Source organism: Thermoanaerobacterium aotearoense (assembly GCF_009905255.1).
GTDB classification, from domain to species: domain Bacteria; phylum Bacillota; class Thermoanaerobacteria; order Thermoanaerobacterales; family Thermoanaerobacteraceae; genus Thermoanaerobacterium; species Thermoanaerobacterium aotearoense.
In genome coordinates, this window is sequence record NZ_CP047602.1 from 254,663 (window position 1) to 275,303 (window position 20,641).

At 39.8% G+C, this 20,641-nt stretch carries 19 protein-coding genes; 18 read left to right on the forward strand and 1 reads right to left on the reverse strand.

Annotated features, from left to right (window positions below; genetic code table 11):
* Positions 1-85 precede the first annotated feature (85 nt).
* The 3 genes from GSH73_RS01230 to GSH73_RS01240 all read left to right on the forward strand — a co-directional run bounded on the left by GSH73_RS01230 (position 86) and on the right by GSH73_RS01240 (position 804).
* Positions 86-310 carry a DUF1659 domain-containing protein gene (locus tag GSH73_RS01230; protein WP_014757259.1) on the forward strand — a complete coding sequence of 75 codons (225 nt, stop codon included), beginning with the start codon at positions 86-88 and terminating at the stop codon, positions 308-310.
* Positions 311-347: 37 nt separating this feature from the next.
* Complete coding sequence (locus GSH73_RS01235; RefSeq protein WP_014757258.1) at positions 348-566, forward strand: DUF2922 domain-containing protein; 219 nt, start codon at positions 348-350, stop codon at positions 564-566.
* A gap of 94 nt (positions 567-660) precedes the next feature.
* A complete protein-coding gene (locus tag GSH73_RS01240) occupies positions 661-804 on the forward strand; it encodes a YvrJ family protein (RefSeq protein ID WP_014757257.1) in 144 nt (47 codons plus the stop codon).
* Between the two features lie 20 nt (positions 805-824).
* Here GSH73_RS01240 and GSH73_RS01245 read toward each other — a convergent pair whose 3' ends face one another.
* On the reverse strand, positions 825-1,115 hold the full coding sequence (locus tag GSH73_RS01245) for an MTH1187 family thiamine-binding protein (RefSeq protein WP_014757256.1): 291 nt from the start codon (positions 1,113-1,115) through the stop codon (positions 825-827).
* A gap of 391 nt (positions 1,116-1,506) precedes the next feature.
* On the opposite strand from GSH73_RS01245, the gene GSH73_RS01250 reads away from it, so the two are divergent.
* From GSH73_RS01250 to pgeF, 15 genes are all read left to right on the forward strand, one after another.
* Complete coding sequence (locus tag GSH73_RS01250; RefSeq protein WP_014757255.1) at positions 1,507-6,759, forward strand: IPT/TIG domain-containing protein; 5,253 nt, start codon at positions 1,507-1,509, stop codon at positions 6,757-6,759.
* 13 nt (positions 6,760-6,772) lie between these two features.
* Positions 6,773-9,268, forward strand: coding sequence for an S-layer homology domain-containing protein (locus GSH73_RS01255; RefSeq protein ID WP_014757254.1), 2,496 nt, complete (start codon positions 6,773-6,775; stop codon positions 9,266-9,268).
* Positions 9,269-9,283: 15 nt separating this feature from the next.
* Positions 9,284-10,744: an S-layer homology domain-containing protein gene (locus GSH73_RS01260; protein ID WP_014757253.1), complete on the forward strand. Its 1,461-nt coding sequence runs from the start codon at positions 9,284-9,286 to the stop codon at positions 10,742-10,744.
* A 58-nt stretch (positions 10,745-10,802) separates the two neighbouring features.
* On the forward strand, positions 10,803-11,870 hold the full coding sequence (gene spoIID / locus GSH73_RS01265; protein ID WP_014757252.1) for a stage II sporulation protein D: 1,068 nt from the start codon (positions 10,803-10,805) through the stop codon (positions 11,868-11,870).
* A 79-nt stretch (positions 11,871-11,949) separates the two neighbouring features.
* Positions 11,950-12,765, forward strand: coding sequence for a M23 family metallopeptidase (locus GSH73_RS01270; RefSeq protein ID WP_014757251.1), 816 nt, complete (start codon positions 11,950-11,952; stop codon positions 12,763-12,765).
* 135 nt (positions 12,766-12,900) lie between these two features.
* A complete protein-coding gene (gene spoIIID / locus GSH73_RS01275) occupies positions 12,901-13,152 on the forward strand; it encodes a sporulation transcriptional regulator SpoIIID (RefSeq protein WP_014757250.1) in 252 nt (83 codons plus the stop codon).
* Positions 13,153-13,281: 129 nt separating this feature from the next.
* Complete coding sequence (locus GSH73_RS01280) at positions 13,282-14,310, forward strand: rod shape-determining protein (protein ID WP_014757249.1); 1,029 nt, start codon at positions 13,282-13,284, stop codon at positions 14,308-14,310.
* A 12-nt stretch (positions 14,311-14,322) separates the two neighbouring features.
* Positions 14,323-15,069, forward strand: coding sequence for a flagellar basal-body rod protein FlgF (gene flgF, locus GSH73_RS01285; RefSeq protein ID WP_014757248.1), 747 nt, complete (start codon positions 14,323-14,325; stop codon positions 15,067-15,069).
* A 16-nt stretch (positions 15,070-15,085) separates the two neighbouring features.
* Positions 15,086-15,886: a flagellar basal-body rod protein FlgG gene (gene flgG / locus GSH73_RS01290; RefSeq protein ID WP_014757247.1), complete on the forward strand. Its 801-nt coding sequence runs from the start codon at positions 15,086-15,088 to the stop codon at positions 15,884-15,886.
* Between the two features lie 24 nt (positions 15,887-15,910).
* Entirely contained in the window at positions 15,911-16,252 is a 342-nt protein-coding gene (locus tag GSH73_RS01295) for a rod-binding protein (protein WP_014757246.1), read from the forward strand.
* A 112-nt stretch (positions 16,253-16,364) separates the two neighbouring features.
* The gene (gene fabZ / locus GSH73_RS01300; protein ID WP_014757245.1) at positions 16,365-16,796 is read left to right on the forward strand and encodes a 3-hydroxyacyl-ACP dehydratase FabZ; all 432 of its coding nucleotides are present in this window, start codon (positions 16,365-16,367) and stop codon (positions 16,794-16,796) included.
* 16 nt (positions 16,797-16,812) lie between these two features.
* The gene (murJ, locus tag GSH73_RS01305) at positions 16,813-18,369 is read left to right on the forward strand and encodes a murein biosynthesis integral membrane protein MurJ (protein WP_014757244.1); all 1,557 of its coding nucleotides are present in this window, start codon (positions 16,813-16,815) and stop codon (positions 18,367-18,369) included.
* A gap of 14 nt (positions 18,370-18,383) precedes the next feature.
* Positions 18,384-19,502, forward strand: coding sequence for a DUF362 domain-containing protein (locus GSH73_RS01310; RefSeq protein WP_014757243.1), 1,119 nt, complete (start codon positions 18,384-18,386; stop codon positions 19,500-19,502).
* Positions 19,503-19,599: 97 nt separating this feature from the next.
* Positions 19,600-19,737: a hypothetical protein gene (locus GSH73_RS13375; RefSeq protein ID WP_200866668.1), complete on the forward strand. Its 138-nt coding sequence runs from the start codon at positions 19,600-19,602 to the stop codon at positions 19,735-19,737.
* Positions 19,738-19,785: 48 nt separating this feature from the next.
* Positions 19,786-20,610, forward strand: coding sequence for a peptidoglycan editing factor PgeF (gene pgeF, locus GSH73_RS01315; RefSeq protein WP_014757241.1), 825 nt, complete (start codon positions 19,786-19,788; stop codon positions 20,608-20,610).
* Positions 20,611-20,641: the final 31 nt, after the last annotated feature.

The window sequence follows — 20,641 nt, forward strand, 5'->3', positions numbered from 1 at the left end:
CAAAGATAATTTCCTGTTTTTTTATGGGTAAGATTTTTTCGCTTTTTCTATATTATAAGTGTAAAAAGTAAAAGGAGGTGTTAAAATGGCAGTTATATCAACCCCGCAAGGATCAAGGATTTCCATATCCTACATCACTGGAAAGGACGAAAGAGGCGTCGATGTCATAAGAAGTAGAACTTACAATAACATTAAAAGTTCTGCACTTGATCAGGATGTGATGGATGTGGCGGCAGTTTTAAGCGGGCTTCAAACATATCCTGTGAAGTCTGTGACCCGCATAAACCAAGTAGATCTGGCACAAGAGTGATAATTTAAATTGATTATCGAGGAAGGGAGGTATAAAAGTGGCGGTACAGCTTCAGATGAACTTTAAAAATAAGCTTGGCAGCAACTTCAGAATAAATGTGGATAATGCACTTGAAACGCTTACTGATAGCCAAGTTAAAGCGGCGATGGATACTATAATATCAAAAAACATATTTGACACAAATGGCGGTGAGCTGGTAGAAGCAGTTAGCGCCAGCCTTGTATCCACAACCGAAAAAGAATTTTTAGTCAAATAATACGGCGGGGGCAACCCCGCTTTTAGCGTTTATTTTGCATATTATTGGCTTTGATACATCCAACTTAATATCAAATATATAAAGGAGGATCATCATGAATGAGATTTTTGCAGGTATCGCCAATCTGGGGTTTCCAATAGTAGTAAGCATTTACCTTTTGGTTAGAATCGAAGGTAAGATAGACAATTTGACCAATTCTATAAATGAATTGACAAAAGCCATAACAAAGATAGAATAAGCGCAGAAGCGCTTATTCTATCAACTGATTACCTCACTTACTCTCTTTTCCATATTATCCGGTTTATCTCGCCTTTCGTCGATCATGATGTTTGTCACGACCCTCATGGCCCCATCTTTAAATGGTATATTGTGGATTTCTTCTGCTACTTTCATAAGCTCTCCTGTATTTCCTTCGATGACTGTCGATGTAGGTGTAACAGCGTATTTGAGGCCTCTCGTGTTTAAAAGTTCTACAGCGTCTTGCACAAAACTTGAGTAAGAAGCGCTGCCTGTTCCTACAGGGACGAAATTTATTTCTAATATTGACATTTCACTGCCTCCTTTGTTATTTTGTTGTATGTTAATATATTTTGTCGAAAAATATTTTTTTATCCGCTTTTATAAAATGCTGAAAATAAGCCGGTTTGAAGAAAAAAATTACAAATAATTGATTAAATTTTGGATTAATTTGGGTCTTAAGACCTATTTATTTCGACAAATTATTGTAATATAATATGACATGTAAGAATGATTCCCCTTTTCCCCATAATTAAATTTATATTCTGCACCCCCAACCCAATATGGTGTGCTGCATTTATTGCAGCGTTTTTTTTTTTTTTTGCTTTCAGCTATAAAATTTCAAAGAAAAATGTCGATATATATATTGGATTATATAGTTTTTCATTTGCATAAAGTATCTGATGAAATGAGGGCGTGTGTGATGAAGAGATTTGTGTCGCTATTGTTGATATTTGTCATTTTGTTTTCGTTTTTCCCAGGAAATATGTCGAAAGCTTATGCTTCAAATCCGCCTAATATAACTTCTGTGGAGTCATTGCGGTATGATGGCACTATGGCATCTCCTGCGAAAGGGCCTTATGATGCATCGACAGCCATAGAGATAGATGGTAGCGCTTTTATGACATTTGACAGCTCGGGAAACATGACATCTCAAATTGATGCGGTTTACATCGATTCTATTTCAGACAACACGAAGTTGACAATACTTAGTGTGAATGAAAGCAAGATATACGCAAAGGTTCCTACAATGAGTGCTGCCGGTCTTTTGCTGAATAAGCCTTATATGATCATAGCCCATAGAAGCGATGGGCAAAGTGCAGCAATACCAAATGGATTTACATACATCGACAATCCTAATATACAAACTGCAGCATTGGACAACTATAAGACTGTGACGAGGGATAATAATGGTAATGTAACGGGCATATCTCAGCCACAGTCGTACATAAGAATGGAAGGCAGCAATTTAAGCGATATAGCTGTAGGCAACATAAACGGGGAAACATCAAATGTGGTGTCCCAAAGCGGCTCTGTCTTGATTTCAGATATACCTTCCAGCATAAGGATAGATCCTTATACAACATATAATATTAACGTTACAAATATATACGGCGGTCAATCAAATACGTACAGCACGAATCTATCTGCAGTCAATCAAGACATAACAAGCTTATCAAAGTATACAGCAATTGTAGGCGATACTATAACGATATACGGCCATGGCTTTTCCACATTGGGAAGCGGCATGAGGGTTTACGTTGGAGAAAACCTTGTAAATAGTGGGAATGTTACGGTAGTAAGCGATACCGAGATGAGCGTAGTAGTGCCTGCTCCAAAGGATACGACATTGCCATATCAAAACATCGACATCATTGCATCAAATGGTGCAACAGTCACATTGGTAAATGCACTCCAAATAATTCCTACGCCTTCTATCATAACGATTGACAGCATAACGCCAAATGCTGGCACAGTATCCGGTGGCACGAAGGTCATAATAGTCGGTCAAAACTTAAGACAAGATCTTATAGTCAAGTTTGGCGGTGTTCAAGGGCAAAACGTTCAAATGGTAAGTTTGCCTGGTCTTACAAACAATATGGATGCAATACAGGTTACAACTCCACCTTATTCAAAATCTGGGCCTGTGAATGTAGACATAGTAGACCCTATTACAGGGTACACTGTGACAGAGCAAAACGGATACTTCTACCTTGCTGTACAGGACAGCCTTGTGGCAATAGACATGAATCCGTACAGTGGTTATGAAAATGGCAGCACAGATGTGACTATTTGGGGTTACAACTTCCAAAGAAGCGACGATCCGTCCACGTATACCTCAAACCCAGACAATACAGAGATAACATACACTAATAGCAGCTACACTTACACAGATCCTGTGACAGGGCAAAATGTAGTAGGTACGAGAGTAAGGAAGCTTTATGTGACATTTGGCGGTAATAAGGCGGTGATAGAGGATGTTTATGCTCCATCTGGTGGACAGGAGATTTTGCAGGTATTGTCTCCGAGCATTACTTTGAACCCGCCAGGACAGCCTATGTCTGTTGATGTAGTAGTAACAGTAGAGACGACGATTATGGATTCCAATGGAAATGTCGTCATGCAGTACTCCGAGCAAAGTTCGCCAGCCAATAAGTTCACGTACAATCCGCTTCCTTCAAACCCTCAAATCCTAAGCATATCCCCAAATAGCGGCAGCAGGGCAGGCGGCGATACTGTCACAATACAAGGATTTGACATAAGACCAGGTGTCAGCGTGTACTTTGGAGGTGTCTTGGCTACTGTAAAAGATTTGACTATTGATTCCAGCAATAGGTCGATAGTGACTGTCGTAACTCCTAAGAGCAGTGCCCTTGGCTATGTAGATGTTGAAGTTGTAAATAAGGATGCAGATCAAAACCGTGGATTTGCTACGATGACAAATGGTTATTACTACTATACTGCTCCCACTATTACAAACGTATTTACAAATTTTGGATCTAAGTATGGAGGAAATTTAATAACAATAACGGGGACAGATTTCTACGTAGGGCAAACTGTTCAGAATGGCGTATACGTTCCGGTGTATCCTACGGTGACGATAGGAAATATAAATTTGCAGGTTATAAGCGTTGTGGACAATAGCGGCAACATCATAGATGGAAAGAAGTTAAACATAGGGACACAGATAAAGGCGATAGTGCCTGTTACGACAAGTCCTTATCCGATAGGATGGCAGGATGTGACGGTTATTAACTACGATGGAGAAAATGGCACAGCAGGTGGTACAATCACCCTTAAAAACGGGTTTGAAATAAAAGACACTCAGAAGACTCCTACGATTACTTCTGTGACCCCTAATAAAGGACCTACGAAAGGCGGTACACAGATAACTATTACAGGCAGCAATTTTGAGACAGGAAGCATTGTCACCATTGATGGCGTACAGGCCAATGTGACAAGCGTCACGTCGGGGAATACTGTAATAAATGCTGTAACACCTGCAGGCACATTGGGGCAAAAGATAGTGCAGGTTATTAATCCGTCAGATGGCGGTACGGCATCATTGCAGGATGGATTTGAATACTTGCTTATTGAGACAAACCCAAAAATAACCAGTGTATCTCCCAATTACGGTGGAAAGGGTACTCTGGTGTACATCTTTGGCAGTGATTTTTCGAGAAAAATAGGCGACAGCGATGGGGCGACAGTTTATATAGGCAATACGGTTATGGACGATGTGTACGTAATAGATCAGAATACCATAACTGCAGTTGTACCAGATCTGCAGTATACAGGGCTTTACGATATAACCGTAGTAAACCCTGATACGGCTACAGCAAAATCGCCGCAGAAATTTCACTATCTTGTCCCTGAATCAAATCCCGTCATAACGTCAATAACTCCAGATCAAGGTACTGTAAACGGCGGCACTGCCATAACAATAACGGGAAGTGATTTTAGGCGAGGAGCACAAGTATACATCGGTGGACAACTTGCTACAAATATTACTGTAAGCTCTGATGGCACGACAATACAGGCTATGACGCCTCCAGGAAATCCGGGAATGACTTACGTCACAGTCATAAACTACGATGGTGGTAACTACACTTACGGTCTTCACAGTGGTGAAGCGGGGTTCACTTACGTTGTTCCAAATAGCTTGCCTGTCATAACGAATATAGATCCTAATACAGGTTCTACGTATGGCGGCGATACCATAACAATAACAGGGCAGGATTTTAGGATAGCAAAAGACCAAAATGGCAATATACTAAAAGACAGCGATGGGAACCCTATAGGGCCTGATGTGTATTTCGGCAATGTGAAAGCCACAAAGGTAATATACGTAGACTATGGCACGTTGAAGGTTGTGACGCCTCCTAATGTGCCGGGACCTGTAAGGGTATCTGTCGTAAATTACGACACAGGCATAGGATATCTGGATAACGGCTTTACGTACGTTCAATCTAAACCCACAATAAGTAGCATAATTCCACCAAAGGTCAACGTGAATGGCACCACACATGTAATTGTGATGGGCTCTAATTTCGCTGTTCCTGTTTACGATGGTACGACAATAATGAGGCCAGGCTCTAAAGTTTACATTGACGATGTAGAAGTGGCAAATGTCACTGTAGTAAGCGGCAGTGAGATAAAATTTGTGGCACCAGCAAGTAGTGACATAGGGGTGAAGACATTAAAGATTGTAAATCCAGATGGTGGTACAGTTACAGCAAACATCGAGTACGTTTCTCCTGTTTCAAATCCTGCCATAACTAAAGTAGATCCATCAAAAGGAAGCATTGCAGGTGGTACAACTGTTACAATAACTGGCAGCGATTTTAGAAGCAATGTATCAGTGTACTTTGAAGGAAATAAAGCTACGGTCGTATCAAGCAGTAGCACAGAAATAGTCGTCAAGACGCCGGCAGGTGATCCGAGTCTACTCAATGTACCTATAGATGTCACGGTGTACAACGTAGATGACGGAGCAAGTACCACAATGCAAGGTGCATTTACCTACGTTAAGACAGGTGCAAACCCTGTCATTACATCTATAACTCCTAATACGGGATCAACAAGAGGAGGAGATACCGTAACGATTGCGGGTGACAATTTTAAAACAGGACTTCTCGTTTACTTTGGAGATGCATTGGCTCAGTCAGTGATTGTCAATAATTACACCACCATAACTGTTGTCACACCACAACATACTGCTGGAAAGGTAGATGTAAGGATATTGAATCCAGATTACGCAGATGCTGTGCTGTCAGGCGGATTTACGTATGTTCAGACAGCGCCAGACAATCCATCCGGATTTTACGCCCAGACGATTTACGGAAATGACCATGCCATACATTTGTACTGGAATGCTGTAAATGGCGCAAATCTCTATGAAATATACGGTAAAAGAAGCACCGATGCAAATTATTCATTTATTGCATCAACAGACAAGTTAGAGTATTACGTCGATGGTTTGAGTCCTAACACTCTTTACAATTTTGAGCTAAGGCCTATTAACGATAAAGGCAACAGCGGCTTTGCTTATGCATCTGCATACACTGATTCTTCAACTAACGCAAAGTACGATACTGGTGTGCCAGATGTCATAGGCAATACATCCATAAACGCTTCAGGCAGTGTAGTATACATTACGCTGGGAAATGATGCTGCAAGTTCCAGCACATACACTGTGGATTTGACAGGGTACAAGTACAACAATACAAATACTTGGGTTGTGAATATTCCAAAAAGCTTTAGCGGCAAAAGTGGCAGTATCATCGTTAGGACTTCCGACTTCAGCATAAACTTTTCACCTCAGGCTTTAAACTTGACGTCTGACATGGACAGGATTACTGTCAAATTGCTGGATGGTAAGACGATAGATGATTTAAACAAAAGCCTTGGAAAATCAAGTGCGATTGTATCTGATGTGTATCAGATAAGTTATGATGAGATAAGCGGCAGCCTTGTGGCACACATGACCAACTTTAGACAGGCTGTAAATGTAGCGATGAATTATTACAGCAATAGAGCAAAAAATAGTTCACTGTCATTAAAAAATTTTGATGGCAGCACGACTTATTACCAATACGTAGATCCTGTTTTGCATTACGTCTCAGGGTATGTTTTATATACTGGAAGATATGCTGTAGTTGATTCTAATTTGTGATGAGGTATGTGCTATGAAAAGGCTAATTAAGACAATAACCGTGATTTCAATTTTATTCATTTTGATGTTTGCGTCTGCTTATGGTTCAACGGTTTATTCTGGAGTAAACAATGCAACAGCTACTTTTGAAAATATGTCTTACAAAGATATAGGCAATAGCTTTGCAAAAGGCGATATAATGAGGATGACAGCCTTGGCAGTCATAAGAGGCAATGGAAATGGACTTTATTATCCTACAAATTATTTAAAAAGAGAAGAAGCACTTGCCATGATATTAAGGCTTATGGGGAAAGAGAAAGACATGCAAGTGGCTCAAAACAGTGCATCTGGCGCAGTACCGGCTGCTGCTGGAACTACTTCCAGCGGTACGGTAGATAGTTGGGCACAAGGTGTGATAACCGTTGCCAAAAATACAGGGCTTCTGTCAAAGCAGGAGCAGTCTTTGGATTTTACGAAAAATGCCACAAGACAGGAGATAGCCAATTGGATCGCTAAAGGTATCAATCTGACGCCTGTCTATGGGAAAGATGCACAGTACGTTTACTCATACAAAGACAGCAGTCTATTTGATGCAGACAAATTGCCATACATAGAAGCGACGATTGAGGCGAAAATAATGTCCGGGTACACAAATGGGTATTTTGGCCCCAACGATTACATCACGAGAGAACAGATGGCAGCCGTGCTAAGCAGGGCTTTCAATGTCTCATATACAATGATGGGATACACAAAGGATATGGGGTATGTTGAAAGCGTACAAAAAGACAGTGTAAATGGCGGCATGAGGTACACTTACGAAATCAAAAATGACAGCGGACAAGACATTGCATTGATTTCTGAAAACTCTCAAAGTGCAAATTACGACTTTGCAGTGTTGAAAAACGGTGTTGCAGGATTATCTTCATTAATTACAAATGGTGATAGGATCACATATTACACAAATGGCAGCAATGTGGTATTTGCCGAAACAGAAAGTGCATCTTCATCGGTTTTAAGCGGTACCATCGATGCCGTTTGGCAGGGAAGCTTTAGGCTTATAGACGACAGTGGAAATAGCTATATAATATACTACAACAACAATACGCAACTTACGATGAATTCGGTAGATGCATCTATAAGCGACTTAAAGTACGGGGAAACGGCTAAAGTCACTGTTTCTGGCAGCACAGCCACAAGAATAGATGTTGCGTACACCGATTTAAGCGGAAATGGTCAGGTCAATCTTGGTGATAGGCAAGACAGCGGAAAAATAACCGATATAGAGACGAATAGCAGCCAAGTTTCAATAACATTGGACAATGGAAATACGTATACGGCAAATGTTGATATGCCTGTTGAAGGTGGAAGTGGGTCGCTAAGCGTAGGAGATTTGAAGGTCGGAGAGTATATAAAGCTTTATTTCAGCAGCATAAGCTCCAATACACCTGATGAGGTGTTTTTAGAAGGGGACTACAATAAAGCTGTTGCAGTCATAAGAGGCACTATATCAGGGGTTTCTGGATTTAACCCTAAGATACAGCTTAAGGATGTCCAAATATATAGGCAAGGTCAATGGAATACATCATCTGACTATTCTATGTACAGCCTTGATGGCGCGTCAGTCTACCTTAATGGGCTGAAAATACCTGTAAGCGATATTAACAAATACAAAGGATATGATGCGTACATAATGGTTGAAAACCATTATGGCATAGATACTGCAACACTTGTATCGATACAAAATGGATTTAATATGAGCTACGTTGGTAACATATCGTACGATGGAAACACTTTGACAGTGACACTAAGCGACAATCGCCAGGTAAGCGTAAATGATGGCACCATCATACTGAATGATGGGCTTTTGGTGACAAAAGACCAGTTGTCGAAGGTAAGCCAAGCTTACATTTCGTTTGCAAGAGGCGGAGGCGCAAACTTCATATCCATATTGAATACAAACGTCCCGTCAGGATACTACTACGCTAAAGGAAATATTATAACTGTCACGTCAGACTCCATAACGCTTGGCAACTACTACTATTACAGTGGCAATGATTACGGCGATGAATCTTTAAGCAACAACGAATGGGTTGCCAATGGCGACGAAACTTTTTACGTCGGTGATGAAACATATATTGTAGATAATACTGGCAATAGTCCTTCAAACATACCGTACAGTCAATTTTTGAATCAGAAGTACAGCGGCTCTACGTATTATTCTGCGTACGTCGTTTCCAGTAATGGCAATGCAATAGCCGTAAACTTAAGGCCTTTAGTGAGTACAGACAGGGTGAGTAAAGCAGTGTTAAGCAGCGTTAATGGTAACGTCTTGACTTTGGACAATGTGATGGATTGGAATGGACTCAACAACAATTGGGAGCTTAATACGTCTTTAGATTCTATAGATGTCACTAAGGCAGTCATAGTGAAGAACAACAAAGTAATATCTGTCAATGACTTAAATAGCGGCGACAGTCTTTACATAGTGAGAGATGGCGCTTCAGGAATAATAGTCACTGTACAGCAGTAAATGGGGAGATGCAGCATGAAGAAGATTATGATTATATTGATATTATTGCTTATGGCTATTCCAGTGTACGCTTTTGCCAATGATGCCGGGTACGAAGGCGGCATCGCCAACGAATATGAGTACAAGGAAGTAGTATTTATAACAGGCAGTCCTGTCGTGTTTGACGGGAAACTTACTGTATCACAGTCTACAAGATCTGGAACTACTACGTCAACGTACAGGTATCAATTGTCATCCAGTGATGGTGGCAAGCTTACAAGGACATTGACATTTACTACTGTGGATACGCCAAAGGATCAGTACAATCAAGTGCAGTCAAACACTACTTTAAGCAGGTTCTCAGAGACCATAACAGAGGGCGGCAAAGTCTACAGGCTGTCATCTTATGATTTCAATGGCTCTGACATTAAATCGATAAACCCAGGTGTAGATTACTTTGCAGGCAATTTTGCGGGAAGAAAGGTGTATACCTTAAACAACAACGGCGGAACGATTGTTGTGGACATAACTGACAAAACAGTAGGGTATAGCCATGCTTACGGCAGTGTAAAGACACAGCAGATTAACTACACGATAGAAGGTAATACCGTCTCTAACAACACGAATGTATCGTGGAGCGGCACTGCTGATGTGAATGTATCATTTACTGTAAGCTCTGACCTTCAGTACGTGACAAATGATCCTAACTACATAAGCTTTAGAGGTGGTTATCTTTTAAGCCAGGCTGGACAAGACGTCATGACGTATACGTACGATTTGCCAGAGTTTGATGGAAATGGCAATGTAATAGGAAGAAATACGGGTTCAAGTAGCGCAAGTTTAGACGAAGTGCCGCAGGAAAAAAGGCTTGTGGTGCCAGACGTCCTTGATATAAATGGCACATGGGGATATGACGATATATTGAAGCTTATGAGCATGGAGGTTTTCCCAAATACCTCAAAGTATTTTGGGCCAAAACTTCCTATAACGAGGGCTGATTTTACAGTTGCGGTTGCAAAAGCCATAGATTTAGCACCTTACACTGCTCCAAAGACGACAGGGTACTCAAAGTCTAAAACTGCAGAAGTATCACCGTTTGTAGATGTATCCACCTCTGACAGCAATTACGGATACATAAAAGCAGCAAGTCAAGCCGGGCTTATATCAGGAACAGCTCCAAGTCAGTTTAGCCCTGATGAGCCACTTACAAGAGCGGAAGCGGCAGCTATTTTCATAAGAGCATTAGGTCTTTCTAATCTTGCTCCATCAGGCAATTTCAATACAGGCTTTAAAGATGACAGCAGCATTCCTGCATGGGCTAAAAGAGATATTTACGTTGCAAATGAGATTGGATTATTAGAAGGTGATAGCTATGGCAACATAGATGCCAATGACACATTGACGAGGGAAGAAGCGGCAGCCATGATATCTCGCATGATAGATTTTATGATGAAAGATCTGACGGTTGATTATGTACAAAAGGTTATAAATTACTGATTCATAAATTTTCACCCCGTAGCATATACTTTATTAGCCTGTTTTTAAGGAGGATATGATGAAGCATATTGCGTACGGGGTTATTTTAATTGTTTTTGCGACTATTTTACTGCCAACTGTAATCGTCATAGGATTGGCTCCTGCAAGAAGTGTTGTGTCCAATGGAAGTACTGTCAGGCTTATAAATAGTGGAGGGCTTAAAGATTTAAAAACCAATGTAGAAGAAGCGCCTGCAGATTACAATACGATTAATGTGTTTGTGGTAGATGAAAACAAAAATGTAAAGATGAATTTGGAAGATTACCTTGTAGGTGTTGTAGCAGCAGAAATGCCTGCAGATTTTGAACTGGAAGCTTTAAAGGCACAGGCAGTTGCTGCAAGGACGTATGCTCTTTCGAAGGAATTAGCTTTAGGCGGTAAAGGTTGTGATCTTCATCCAGGCAGTGATATATGCACAGATTCAAAACACTGTCAGGCATGGATATCAGATGATGTAATGAAATCCCGATGGGGTGACAATTACAATTTATACCACGACAAGATAGTAAAAGCGGTAAATGACACAAAAGGCCTTGTGATAGTGTACAATGATGTGCTTATAGATCCTGTATACCATGCCATAAGCGGTGGTGAGACAGAAGATGCTATTAACGTGTGGAAGGAGAACCTTCCTTACCTAAAAAGCGTGCCATCTCCAGGGGAAGAAGTAGCCCAGAAATTTAAGACGGCTGTGACAGTATCATCAGAAGAATTTGTAAACCGCATAAAGAGCAAAGCGCCTAAAGCTAATATAACCACAAAAAACGTATTAGGATACATAAAAAACATAAAAAGGACTGAAGCAGGGCACGTCTTGTCTTTAAACATAGGCGGTGTAGATTTTACAGGAACAGACATACAAGATCTATTTCAGTTAAATTCTACCAACTTCAGCTTTAGCATGAAAGGAAGCAATGTGGTGATAAATGTGATTGGATATGGACATGGTGTAGGTATGAGCCAATATGGTGCAAATGCAATGGCGAAAGACGGAAAAAGCTTTGAAGACATATTGAAGCACTACTATACGGGTGTAGAAATAATGAAAATAGATGATCTTTTAAAACTGAAAAATGGAAAGGCCTGAGTCCAGATAAATGCTGAGAAACCTCCTTTGGTATAAATTAAATTATATTGGTTAAAATACCAAAAGGAGGTGAATTTTTATGAAGATAAATAGAGATGATTTGGCAAGGTTCTTTGACAGAAAAGGATTTTACTTGATTTTGTTTTTGTGCATAGTTGTCGTAGCAGTTACTGCTGTCTACGTTACAGACAATAACTTAAAGAAGATGGCAGAGCTTAGTACAACGCAAAATGCTGTGAAGACAGATTTGGGCACAAAGAATACTGTTTCAGAGCAACCTACTACCAAGAATAATAGCACGGCAAAAGAAGAAAATAAAGTGAAAGTTGAAAGCACAAATTCCACCAGTGCATCATCGCCTGTGAAAACTAATGTATCAAGTACAGCACAGAAGGCAGTGGAAGAAAAAGTTCAACCAAATAATGCTGTAAATACCATGTCAAGTATCAATACAGCAAGTAATAATTCAAAGAGTGAAAGCAGCACTATCTTCTCGCTGATAAAACCGGTAAATGGCGATGTGATTATGGAATTTGCTGTGACAAAGCTTACATATTCAAAAACCCTCGATGAATGGACTACACACAAAGGGGTAGATTTAAAAGCTGATTTAGGCACTGATGTCGTAGCAGCAATGAGCGGTGTTGTGACAAAGGTGTACAACGATAGTAGGCTTGGAAATACTGTAGAGATAAAAAATGGTTCGTATATAACTCGCTACAGCAATCTTGAGGATAACGTCAGTGTAAAAGTGGGACAGGCAGTACAACAAGGAAGCGTCATAGGTAAAGTTGGAAATACGGCTAAGTTTGAAATTGCAGAAGATCCGCATGTCCACTTTGAGCTACTGAAAGATGGAAATTATATAGACCCTATGCAATACTTCAGCAAATAAAACTGTGCGTTTGTCATCATGATAACAGGGAAAAACCCTGTTATTTTTTTGCATTGAAGCTTGTCATTTTATTCTATTGATACAATCCCCGCATATAAATATATTGAAAGGTCTATACTTAAGGGGGTTTTTGTATTGAAGGATTATATCGAAGAGAGGACATTGGAGATAGGAAAATATATAATAAAGAACAAATCGACTGTAAGAGAAGCTGCAAAAGTTTTTGGTGTCAGCAAAAGCACAGTCCATAAAGATGTAACGGAAAGACTTGAGAATATAAATCCTAAGCTCTACAAAGAAGTTAAAGAAGTATTGGAGAAAAATAAGGCTGAAAGACATATAAGAGGCGGTAATGCCACTAAAATAAAGTACAAATCCGCTAAATAAAAATTTAATATTAAAAAGAGGAATTATGAAATATTTGTCGAATTTATTTATTAAATATTTATTTTTAAGTGTCGATAAAGAATATGGATGCCAATACAATGTCGAAAAACAGAAGAAAGGTGTGTTTAGATGTTTGCTTTATCAAAAGATATTGGAATTGACCTCGGCACGGCATCTGTACTTGTCTATATGAAGGATGAGGGGATCGTTTTAAACGAGCCATCTGTTGTAGCCATTGACAGAAATACAGGCAAAGTACTTGCAATAGGCGATGAGGCAAAAAGAATGGTAGGCAGGACGCCGGGGGATATAATAGCTGTCAGGCCAATGAGTGCTGGAGTGATTTCAGATTATGACATAACCGAAAAAATGCTAAGATACTTCATTCAAAAGGCTTGCGGCGGGGGAATTATAATGAGGCCCAGAATAATGATCTGCATACCCAGCGAGGTGACACAGGTTCAAAAAAGGGCTGTCATAGATGCTGCAGTACATGCAGGTGCCAGGAGAGCTTTTTTGATTGAAGAACCTATAGCTGCAGCTATAGGGGCAGGTCTTGACATAGAAAAGCCGTGTGGCAATATGGTAGTAGATATTGGGGGAGGCACCACTGATGTTGCCGTCATTTCTTTAGGTAACGCAGTGGTGTCTAAAAGCATCAAAGTTGCAGGAAATAACTTTGACAGCGCTATAATAAAGTACATAAGGAAAAAGTACAACATCATCATAGGAGATAGGACTGCTGAGGAAATAAAGATAAACATAGGTTCTGCCATTAAAAAAGACAAGGAAGAATACATGACTGTGAAGGGAAGGAGCCTTATATCGGGATTGCCGAAAAGCTTCGACGTAAGCTCAGATGAGGTTGCGGAAGCACTGGAAGAGCCATTGGCTGATATTGTTGACTTGGTTCACAGCGTATTGGAAAAAACTCCGCCAGAATTAGCAGCAGACATATGCGATAGAGGCATAGTGCTTACTGGTGGGGGTTCGCTGTTGCATGGGCTTGACAAATTGCTGGAGGAAAAGATGGACGTGCCAGTTATACTGGCAAATGATCCAATATCATGTGTGGCTTTAGGGACGGGAAAGGCATTGGAGTCTTTGCCATTTATGGAAGACCACGAAACCGTCATTGATGCTTTTAAAATCAAGTAAGAAGGTGTTTATATGTTAAGAGGTTTATACACAGCATCATCTGGAATGATAGCACAGCAGAAGATAGTAGATGTGCTTTCAAATAACATAGCAAATGTAAATACCACAGGCTACAAAAAGGACACTGTGACGACGATGGCTTTTCCTGATTATATGGTTACAAGAAATGGCGGCGACAATGTACCTTACAATGGCAACATTGGCACGATGGATTACGGTGTTTTAGTTGAAACATTTAACACCAATTTCTCTGAAGGGGATATTGAAAAGACCGATGGAAAGCTGGATTTTGCATTAGATGGTTCTGGATTTTTTACTGTAAGCACGCCAAATGGCGTAAGGTACACGAGAGATGGCTCGTTTACTTTAAATAGTAATGGATATCTTGTGACGAAAGATGGTTATTACGTTTTAGGCCAAAATGGCCCTATACAGCTTAGCAACGGAGATATATCTGTCGATGAATCTGGAAACATAAGCGTAAATGGTCAAACTGTCGATAAGTTGAACATAGTGGATTTTGCAAATTACAATACACTGAGGAAAGAAGGCAACAATCTGTTTTTCACAACTGGTGGACAAGCTGTACCGGCGACTTCAAAGGTAAAACAGGGTTACTTAGAGGGATCAAATGTAAATCCAGTAGATGAGATGGTGACCATGATAAGCGCAATGAGGACTTATGAGGCAAACCAAAAGTCAGTGTCTGCATTTGATGAAACTCTCGATAAAAGCGTAAACGAAGTTGGAAAAGTATAAAAAGAGGTGGTATTAAGTGATAAGAGCATTGTGGTCTGCTGCATCAGGCATGAATGCGCAGCAGCTTAATGTTGATGTGATTTCAAACAATCTTGCAAATGTAAATACGACTGCATTTAAGAGGGATAGGGCAGAATTTCAGGACCTCATATACCAGACGCTTCAGACGGAAGACGTAAACGGCGGGCAGGGAAAGCCTGTAAACATGCAGGTGGGTGTTGGCGTAAGGCCGTCTGCCATTGTCAAAGACTTTAGCGAAGGAAGTCTGCAGGAAACTGACAATCCTTTAGATGTGGCGTTGGACGGAGAGGGATTTTTCGCGGTATTAGGCCCTGATGGGAATACATATTACACGAGAGATGGAAGCTTTAAGCTAAGCGTAGATCAAAATACAGCGACTTTAACTACTGCTGATGGCTATCCTGTTTTAGACGATGGAGGAAATCCAATAACGTTTGATAGCACCCAAAAGGATATATCTATATCTCCTTTAGGAGTAATATCTGTGAAAAATCCTGATGGAACTCAGCAGGATGTAGCGACTTTGGGAATCTACAATTTCCAAAATCCAGATGGACTGTTGGACAAAGGCGACAACCTTTATGAGGCTACAGCCGCATCAGGAAGTCCTGGCACAAGAGACGATTTTCAGGGCAGAATGGGAAATGTCCGCCAAGGTTTTTTGGAGACTTCAAACGTGCAAGTGGTAAATGAGATGGTAAACATGATAGCGGCTCAAAGGGCTTACGAATTGAATTCAAAGGCCATTCAGGCGGCAGACGATATGCTTAGCATTGCCAACAATCTAAGGAGATAAATTTTCAATTGGGGGAAATCTTAGATGAACATAGATCCTGTAAGCAGCATAAATGAAGTAAATCAGGTGAACCAGCTTAATGTCAACAATAATACTGGTGATTTTCAAAAGGCGATACAAGATGCCTTAAACAATAAAGACAAGCAAAAATTAAAAGAAGCGTGCATCGACTTGGAAGCTGTATTTGTAAACCAAATGCTTACTGAGATGAGAAATACTATACCAAAGGACCCGCTAACTGGCGATGACTTTGCTACGGACGTATTTACTACAATGATGTACGACAATTATGCACAGTCAATAGCGCAAAACTCAGGAATTGGATTGGCAGATGAAATGTACAATCAACTGTCAAAGAAGATATGAAACCATAACCGCTCTAAGCTTACAGGGCGGTTATTTTTTTAGCTGTGCAATTTTCATATTTTCATTCTCTGTGGTATAATCATAGTAAAAAGCAAAAATAGGAGTGGATTAGATGTTAGATAATAAAGAGATTAGGGAGGTCATACCCCATAGATATCCGTTTTTGATGATTGACAAAGTGCTGGAGATTGAAGATGGTAAGAAAGCCGTAGGCATAAAAAACGTCTCTGCAAATGAACCTTTTTTTCAAGGACATTTTCCAGGAAATCCTATTATGCCGGGGGTACTTATTGTAGAGGCTATGGCGCAGCTTGGTGGAATAACCGTGATGCACGGGAAAGTCAACAATAACATGATAGGGCTTTTTACAGGCATAAATAGGTGCAAATTCAAAAGAGTAGTGGAGCCTGGAGATCAGTTAAAGATAGAAGTTGAGATAACCTCGTCAAAATTAAATCTCGTAAAGGCGAAAGGCATTGCAACAGTGGATGGTGACTTGGCAGCCGAAGCTGAGATATCGTTTATGCTGGTGGAGAAAAATTAAAGTGAAGGTGCGTTAAATGTCAACAGTAAAGAAAACTGCTAAAGCTGCAGGGCTTGTGATGATTATAACATTGATAAGCAAGATAACTGGTTTTTTGAGAGAGGTAGTCATAGGGTCAAAGTTTGGCACCACAAAATACGTTGATGCTTACAACATGGCTCAGAACATACCGATGGTTTTGTTTGCTGCAATTGCGGCGTCTATCGGCACTACAGTCATACCACTTTTTTCTGAATACCTTGCAAAAAGAGGAAAAGACAAGGCTTTTGACTTTATAAACAACCTTTTAAATGCTTTGATTTTATTGACAGTTATTTTTGCGTCAGTAGGCATAGTGATGGCGCCGATTTTAGTCAAAATAATGGCACCGGGATTTAAAGGAGATGTCTATTACGCTACACTAAAGCTTACGATGATTTTGATGCCTGTGATGGTATTTGTGTTGGTGTCAAATATCATAACAGGTGTTTTGCAATCCCTTGACCATTTTTCTGTGCCTGCCATGATAGGCATACCGTACAATATCATCATAATAGGTGTAGCAATTTTATATGGAGCTAAGTACGGCATATATGGTGTAGCTTTGGCAACTGTGGCAGGTTCTGTCATTCAAGTCATAATGCAACTTCCGGTCCTTTACAAGTTTGGCTTTAGGTACAGATTTGTGCTGGATTTGAAAGATGAAGGAGTAAAAAGAGTAATCATATTGGCAATGCCTGTTCTCATTGGAACATCAATACAGGTGATAAATACCTATGTTGACAGAATGATAGCGTCATACTTGCCTTCAGGCAGCATTGCAGCTTTAAACTATGCAAATAGGCTTATAGGCTTTGATATATTTTCGATGGCAATAGCAATTGTAATATATCCTATGCTTTCAAAGCACTTTGCAGCAAACAACGTAGATGAGTTTAAAAATGGCATAAAAACAGCAGTTAAAGCGATACTCTACATCATGATTCCAGTTACAGTAGGTGCCATAATATTTAGATATCCGATTATAAGGATCTTGTTTGAGAGAGGAGCCTTTAACGAAAGATCAACTTATCTTACATCCATCGCATTCATGTTTTTAAGTTTAGGCATGACAGCCAATGGGCTTAGAAATGTCTTAAGCAGAGGATTTTACTCTTTGAAAGATACAAAAACTCCGATGGTAAATGGTGGGATTGCCGTATTAGTGAATATAGGACTTAATCTCATCATCGTAAGGTACCTTGCATTAGGAGGTTTGGCATTGTCTACTTCAGTTGCGGCAACTGTTACATCATTGATGCTTATGTATTCTTTAAAGAAGAAAATAGGCACTATTGGTGGGCGCGAAATTTTAGCTTCGTTTTTAAAGTCCATTATCGGCTCTGCTATAATGGGGGGATTTGCATATTTGACATTCAATTTTGTCATGAGCCATTTTCCAGAAACAAAGATTTATGAAGCTGTATCATTAGGAACCGCCATTTTTGCAGGCTCTGCCGTTTACCTTGCAATTATAATGATATTGGACAACTCTATGTTAGGTTATGTGAGAAAAGGAGCAAAAATGATAAGAGGCAAATTAGCTGGTGATTAAAGGAGTGATTTTACATGAAATCAAAGGTATACTATTACAACATGAGATCTTTAAAGCCGTCAGGAAGTATCACATCAAAAGTATCAAGGCTTTTCGATGTAGCAGGATTTAAAAGCATTTTTAAAAAAGATGACTTAGTGGCTATAAAACTCCATTTTGGAGAAAGAGGAAATAATGCATACATAAATCCCATATTTGTAAGGCAAGTGGTAGACAAGGTTAAGGCCAACGGCGGCAAACCGTTTTTGACTGATTCTAATACACTTTACAAAGGGAGCCGTTCAAATGCAGTAGACCATTTGATTACAGCAATAGAAAATGGCTTCGCTTATGCTGTCGTCAATGCACCACTTATAATTGCCGATGGCTTATTAAGCAAAGATGAAGATGAAGTAGAGATAAACAAGAAGCACTTTAAGACAGTGAAAATATCGTCTAACATAGTCAATGCCAATTCCATGATCGTGCTTTCACATTTTAAAGCACATGAAATGGCTGGATTTGGAGGTGCTATAAAAAACCTTGCGATGGGATGTGCTCCGAGGGCGGGTAAGCAACAGCAGCACTCTACCGTAAGCCCGAAAGTAGGCAAAAAATGCACCGCTTGTCAGACATGCATCAAGAATTGTCCAGAAGATGCCATATCACTGGTAGATGGCAAGGCTTACATAGATCCTGAGAAATGCATTGGCTGTGGCGAGTGCATCACAATGTGCCAGTACGATGCCATAAATCCACAGTGGGGAACAGACATGGACGAGTTTGTGGAGAGAATGACTGAGTACGCCTATGGAGCATATATGAATAAAAAAGGCAAAATAGCTTTTATAAACTTTGTGATGAATGTGACGCCACTATGTGACTGTGCGCCATGGAGCGATGCACCGATTGTACAGGATATAGGAATATTGGCATCATTTGACCCTGTTGCAATAGATAAAGCCAGCTTTGACCTTGTAAATAGGCAAGCAGGAAATCCTCATTCTGCATTAGGTGATGTAGGCAGAGGTCTTAATGAAGGGGATGACAAATTTGCCGCTGTCCATCCTGAGACGAGAGGAGACATACAATTTAAGTACGGCGAAGAGCTTGGCATGGGCACTACAGATTATGAACTTGTAGAACTCAAATAATGCAGAAATCTCTGCATTATTTTTTTTTAAAAGTAAACAAATTTGTATACGATTATAGTATAATGTATGTATAAGGTTAAAAAGGGAGAGGTCAATGATGGAAAAGTACATTATTATTATACCGGTTGCAGGGGTGCTGACGGTAGCATTGCTTTTTTTAATAATGCTTTCAATGATCAAGTTTTCTGACAAGTACATAAATAAAAAAGAAGAGAAAAAGAAAAAGACAAGCTGAATTGAGGACAGTGATGTCCTTTTTTTATACAAAATAATCTGGAAAGGTATGATTAAGGTGAATAAAGGATTTAAAAGAAATGAAGTGGATGGCATCGTCTTTTACACGATACCTGCATTTGAAGAAACTGGTAAAGCAAAACATCTTTTTTCTACAAGAATTGGCGGTGTAAGTAGTGGGTCTTACAGCTCACTCAATTTAAGCCTTACAAGGTATGATGATAAAGAAAGCGTGTACGAAAATTTTAATCGTATATGTGGTGTTGCAAATATCAATTACAATGACATGGTGTTTTCAAATCAAGTCCATTCAGATGGCATTAAAATTGTTAATGAATCTGATAAAGGTAAAAACTTTGGGAAAAGCGATATAAAAAATGCCGATGCTTTGATGACAAATGAAAGGGGCATACCCATTGTGACATTTTACGCTGACTGCACACCCCTTTATTTCTTAGATCCTGTAAAAAATGTCATAGCATTAGCACACGCTGGCTGGAGAGGCACAGTGAAAGAGATTGGCCCTAAGACGGTTGAGAAAATGGTAAGTGCTTTTGGATCTGATAAAAAAGACATACTTGCTGCTGTAGGTCCAGCCATAGGAGTTTGCTGTTATGAAGTAGGGAAAGATGTGGTAGATGAAATATCAAAATTAAATATAAATGTAGCTGACGTATTGATAGATAAAGGCGATGGAAAGTGGATGCTAAACCTTGAGATGACAAACTATTATGAGCTTATAAATTGTGGGATAAAAGATGAAAACATAACAATATCAGGTCTTTGCACATCCTGCAATATTGACGAGTTTTACTCCTACAGGAGAGATAAAGGCGTAACCGGCAGCATGGCAGCGTTTATGGAATTAATATGAGAAAAAATACAAAAAACGCTTAAGATTATTG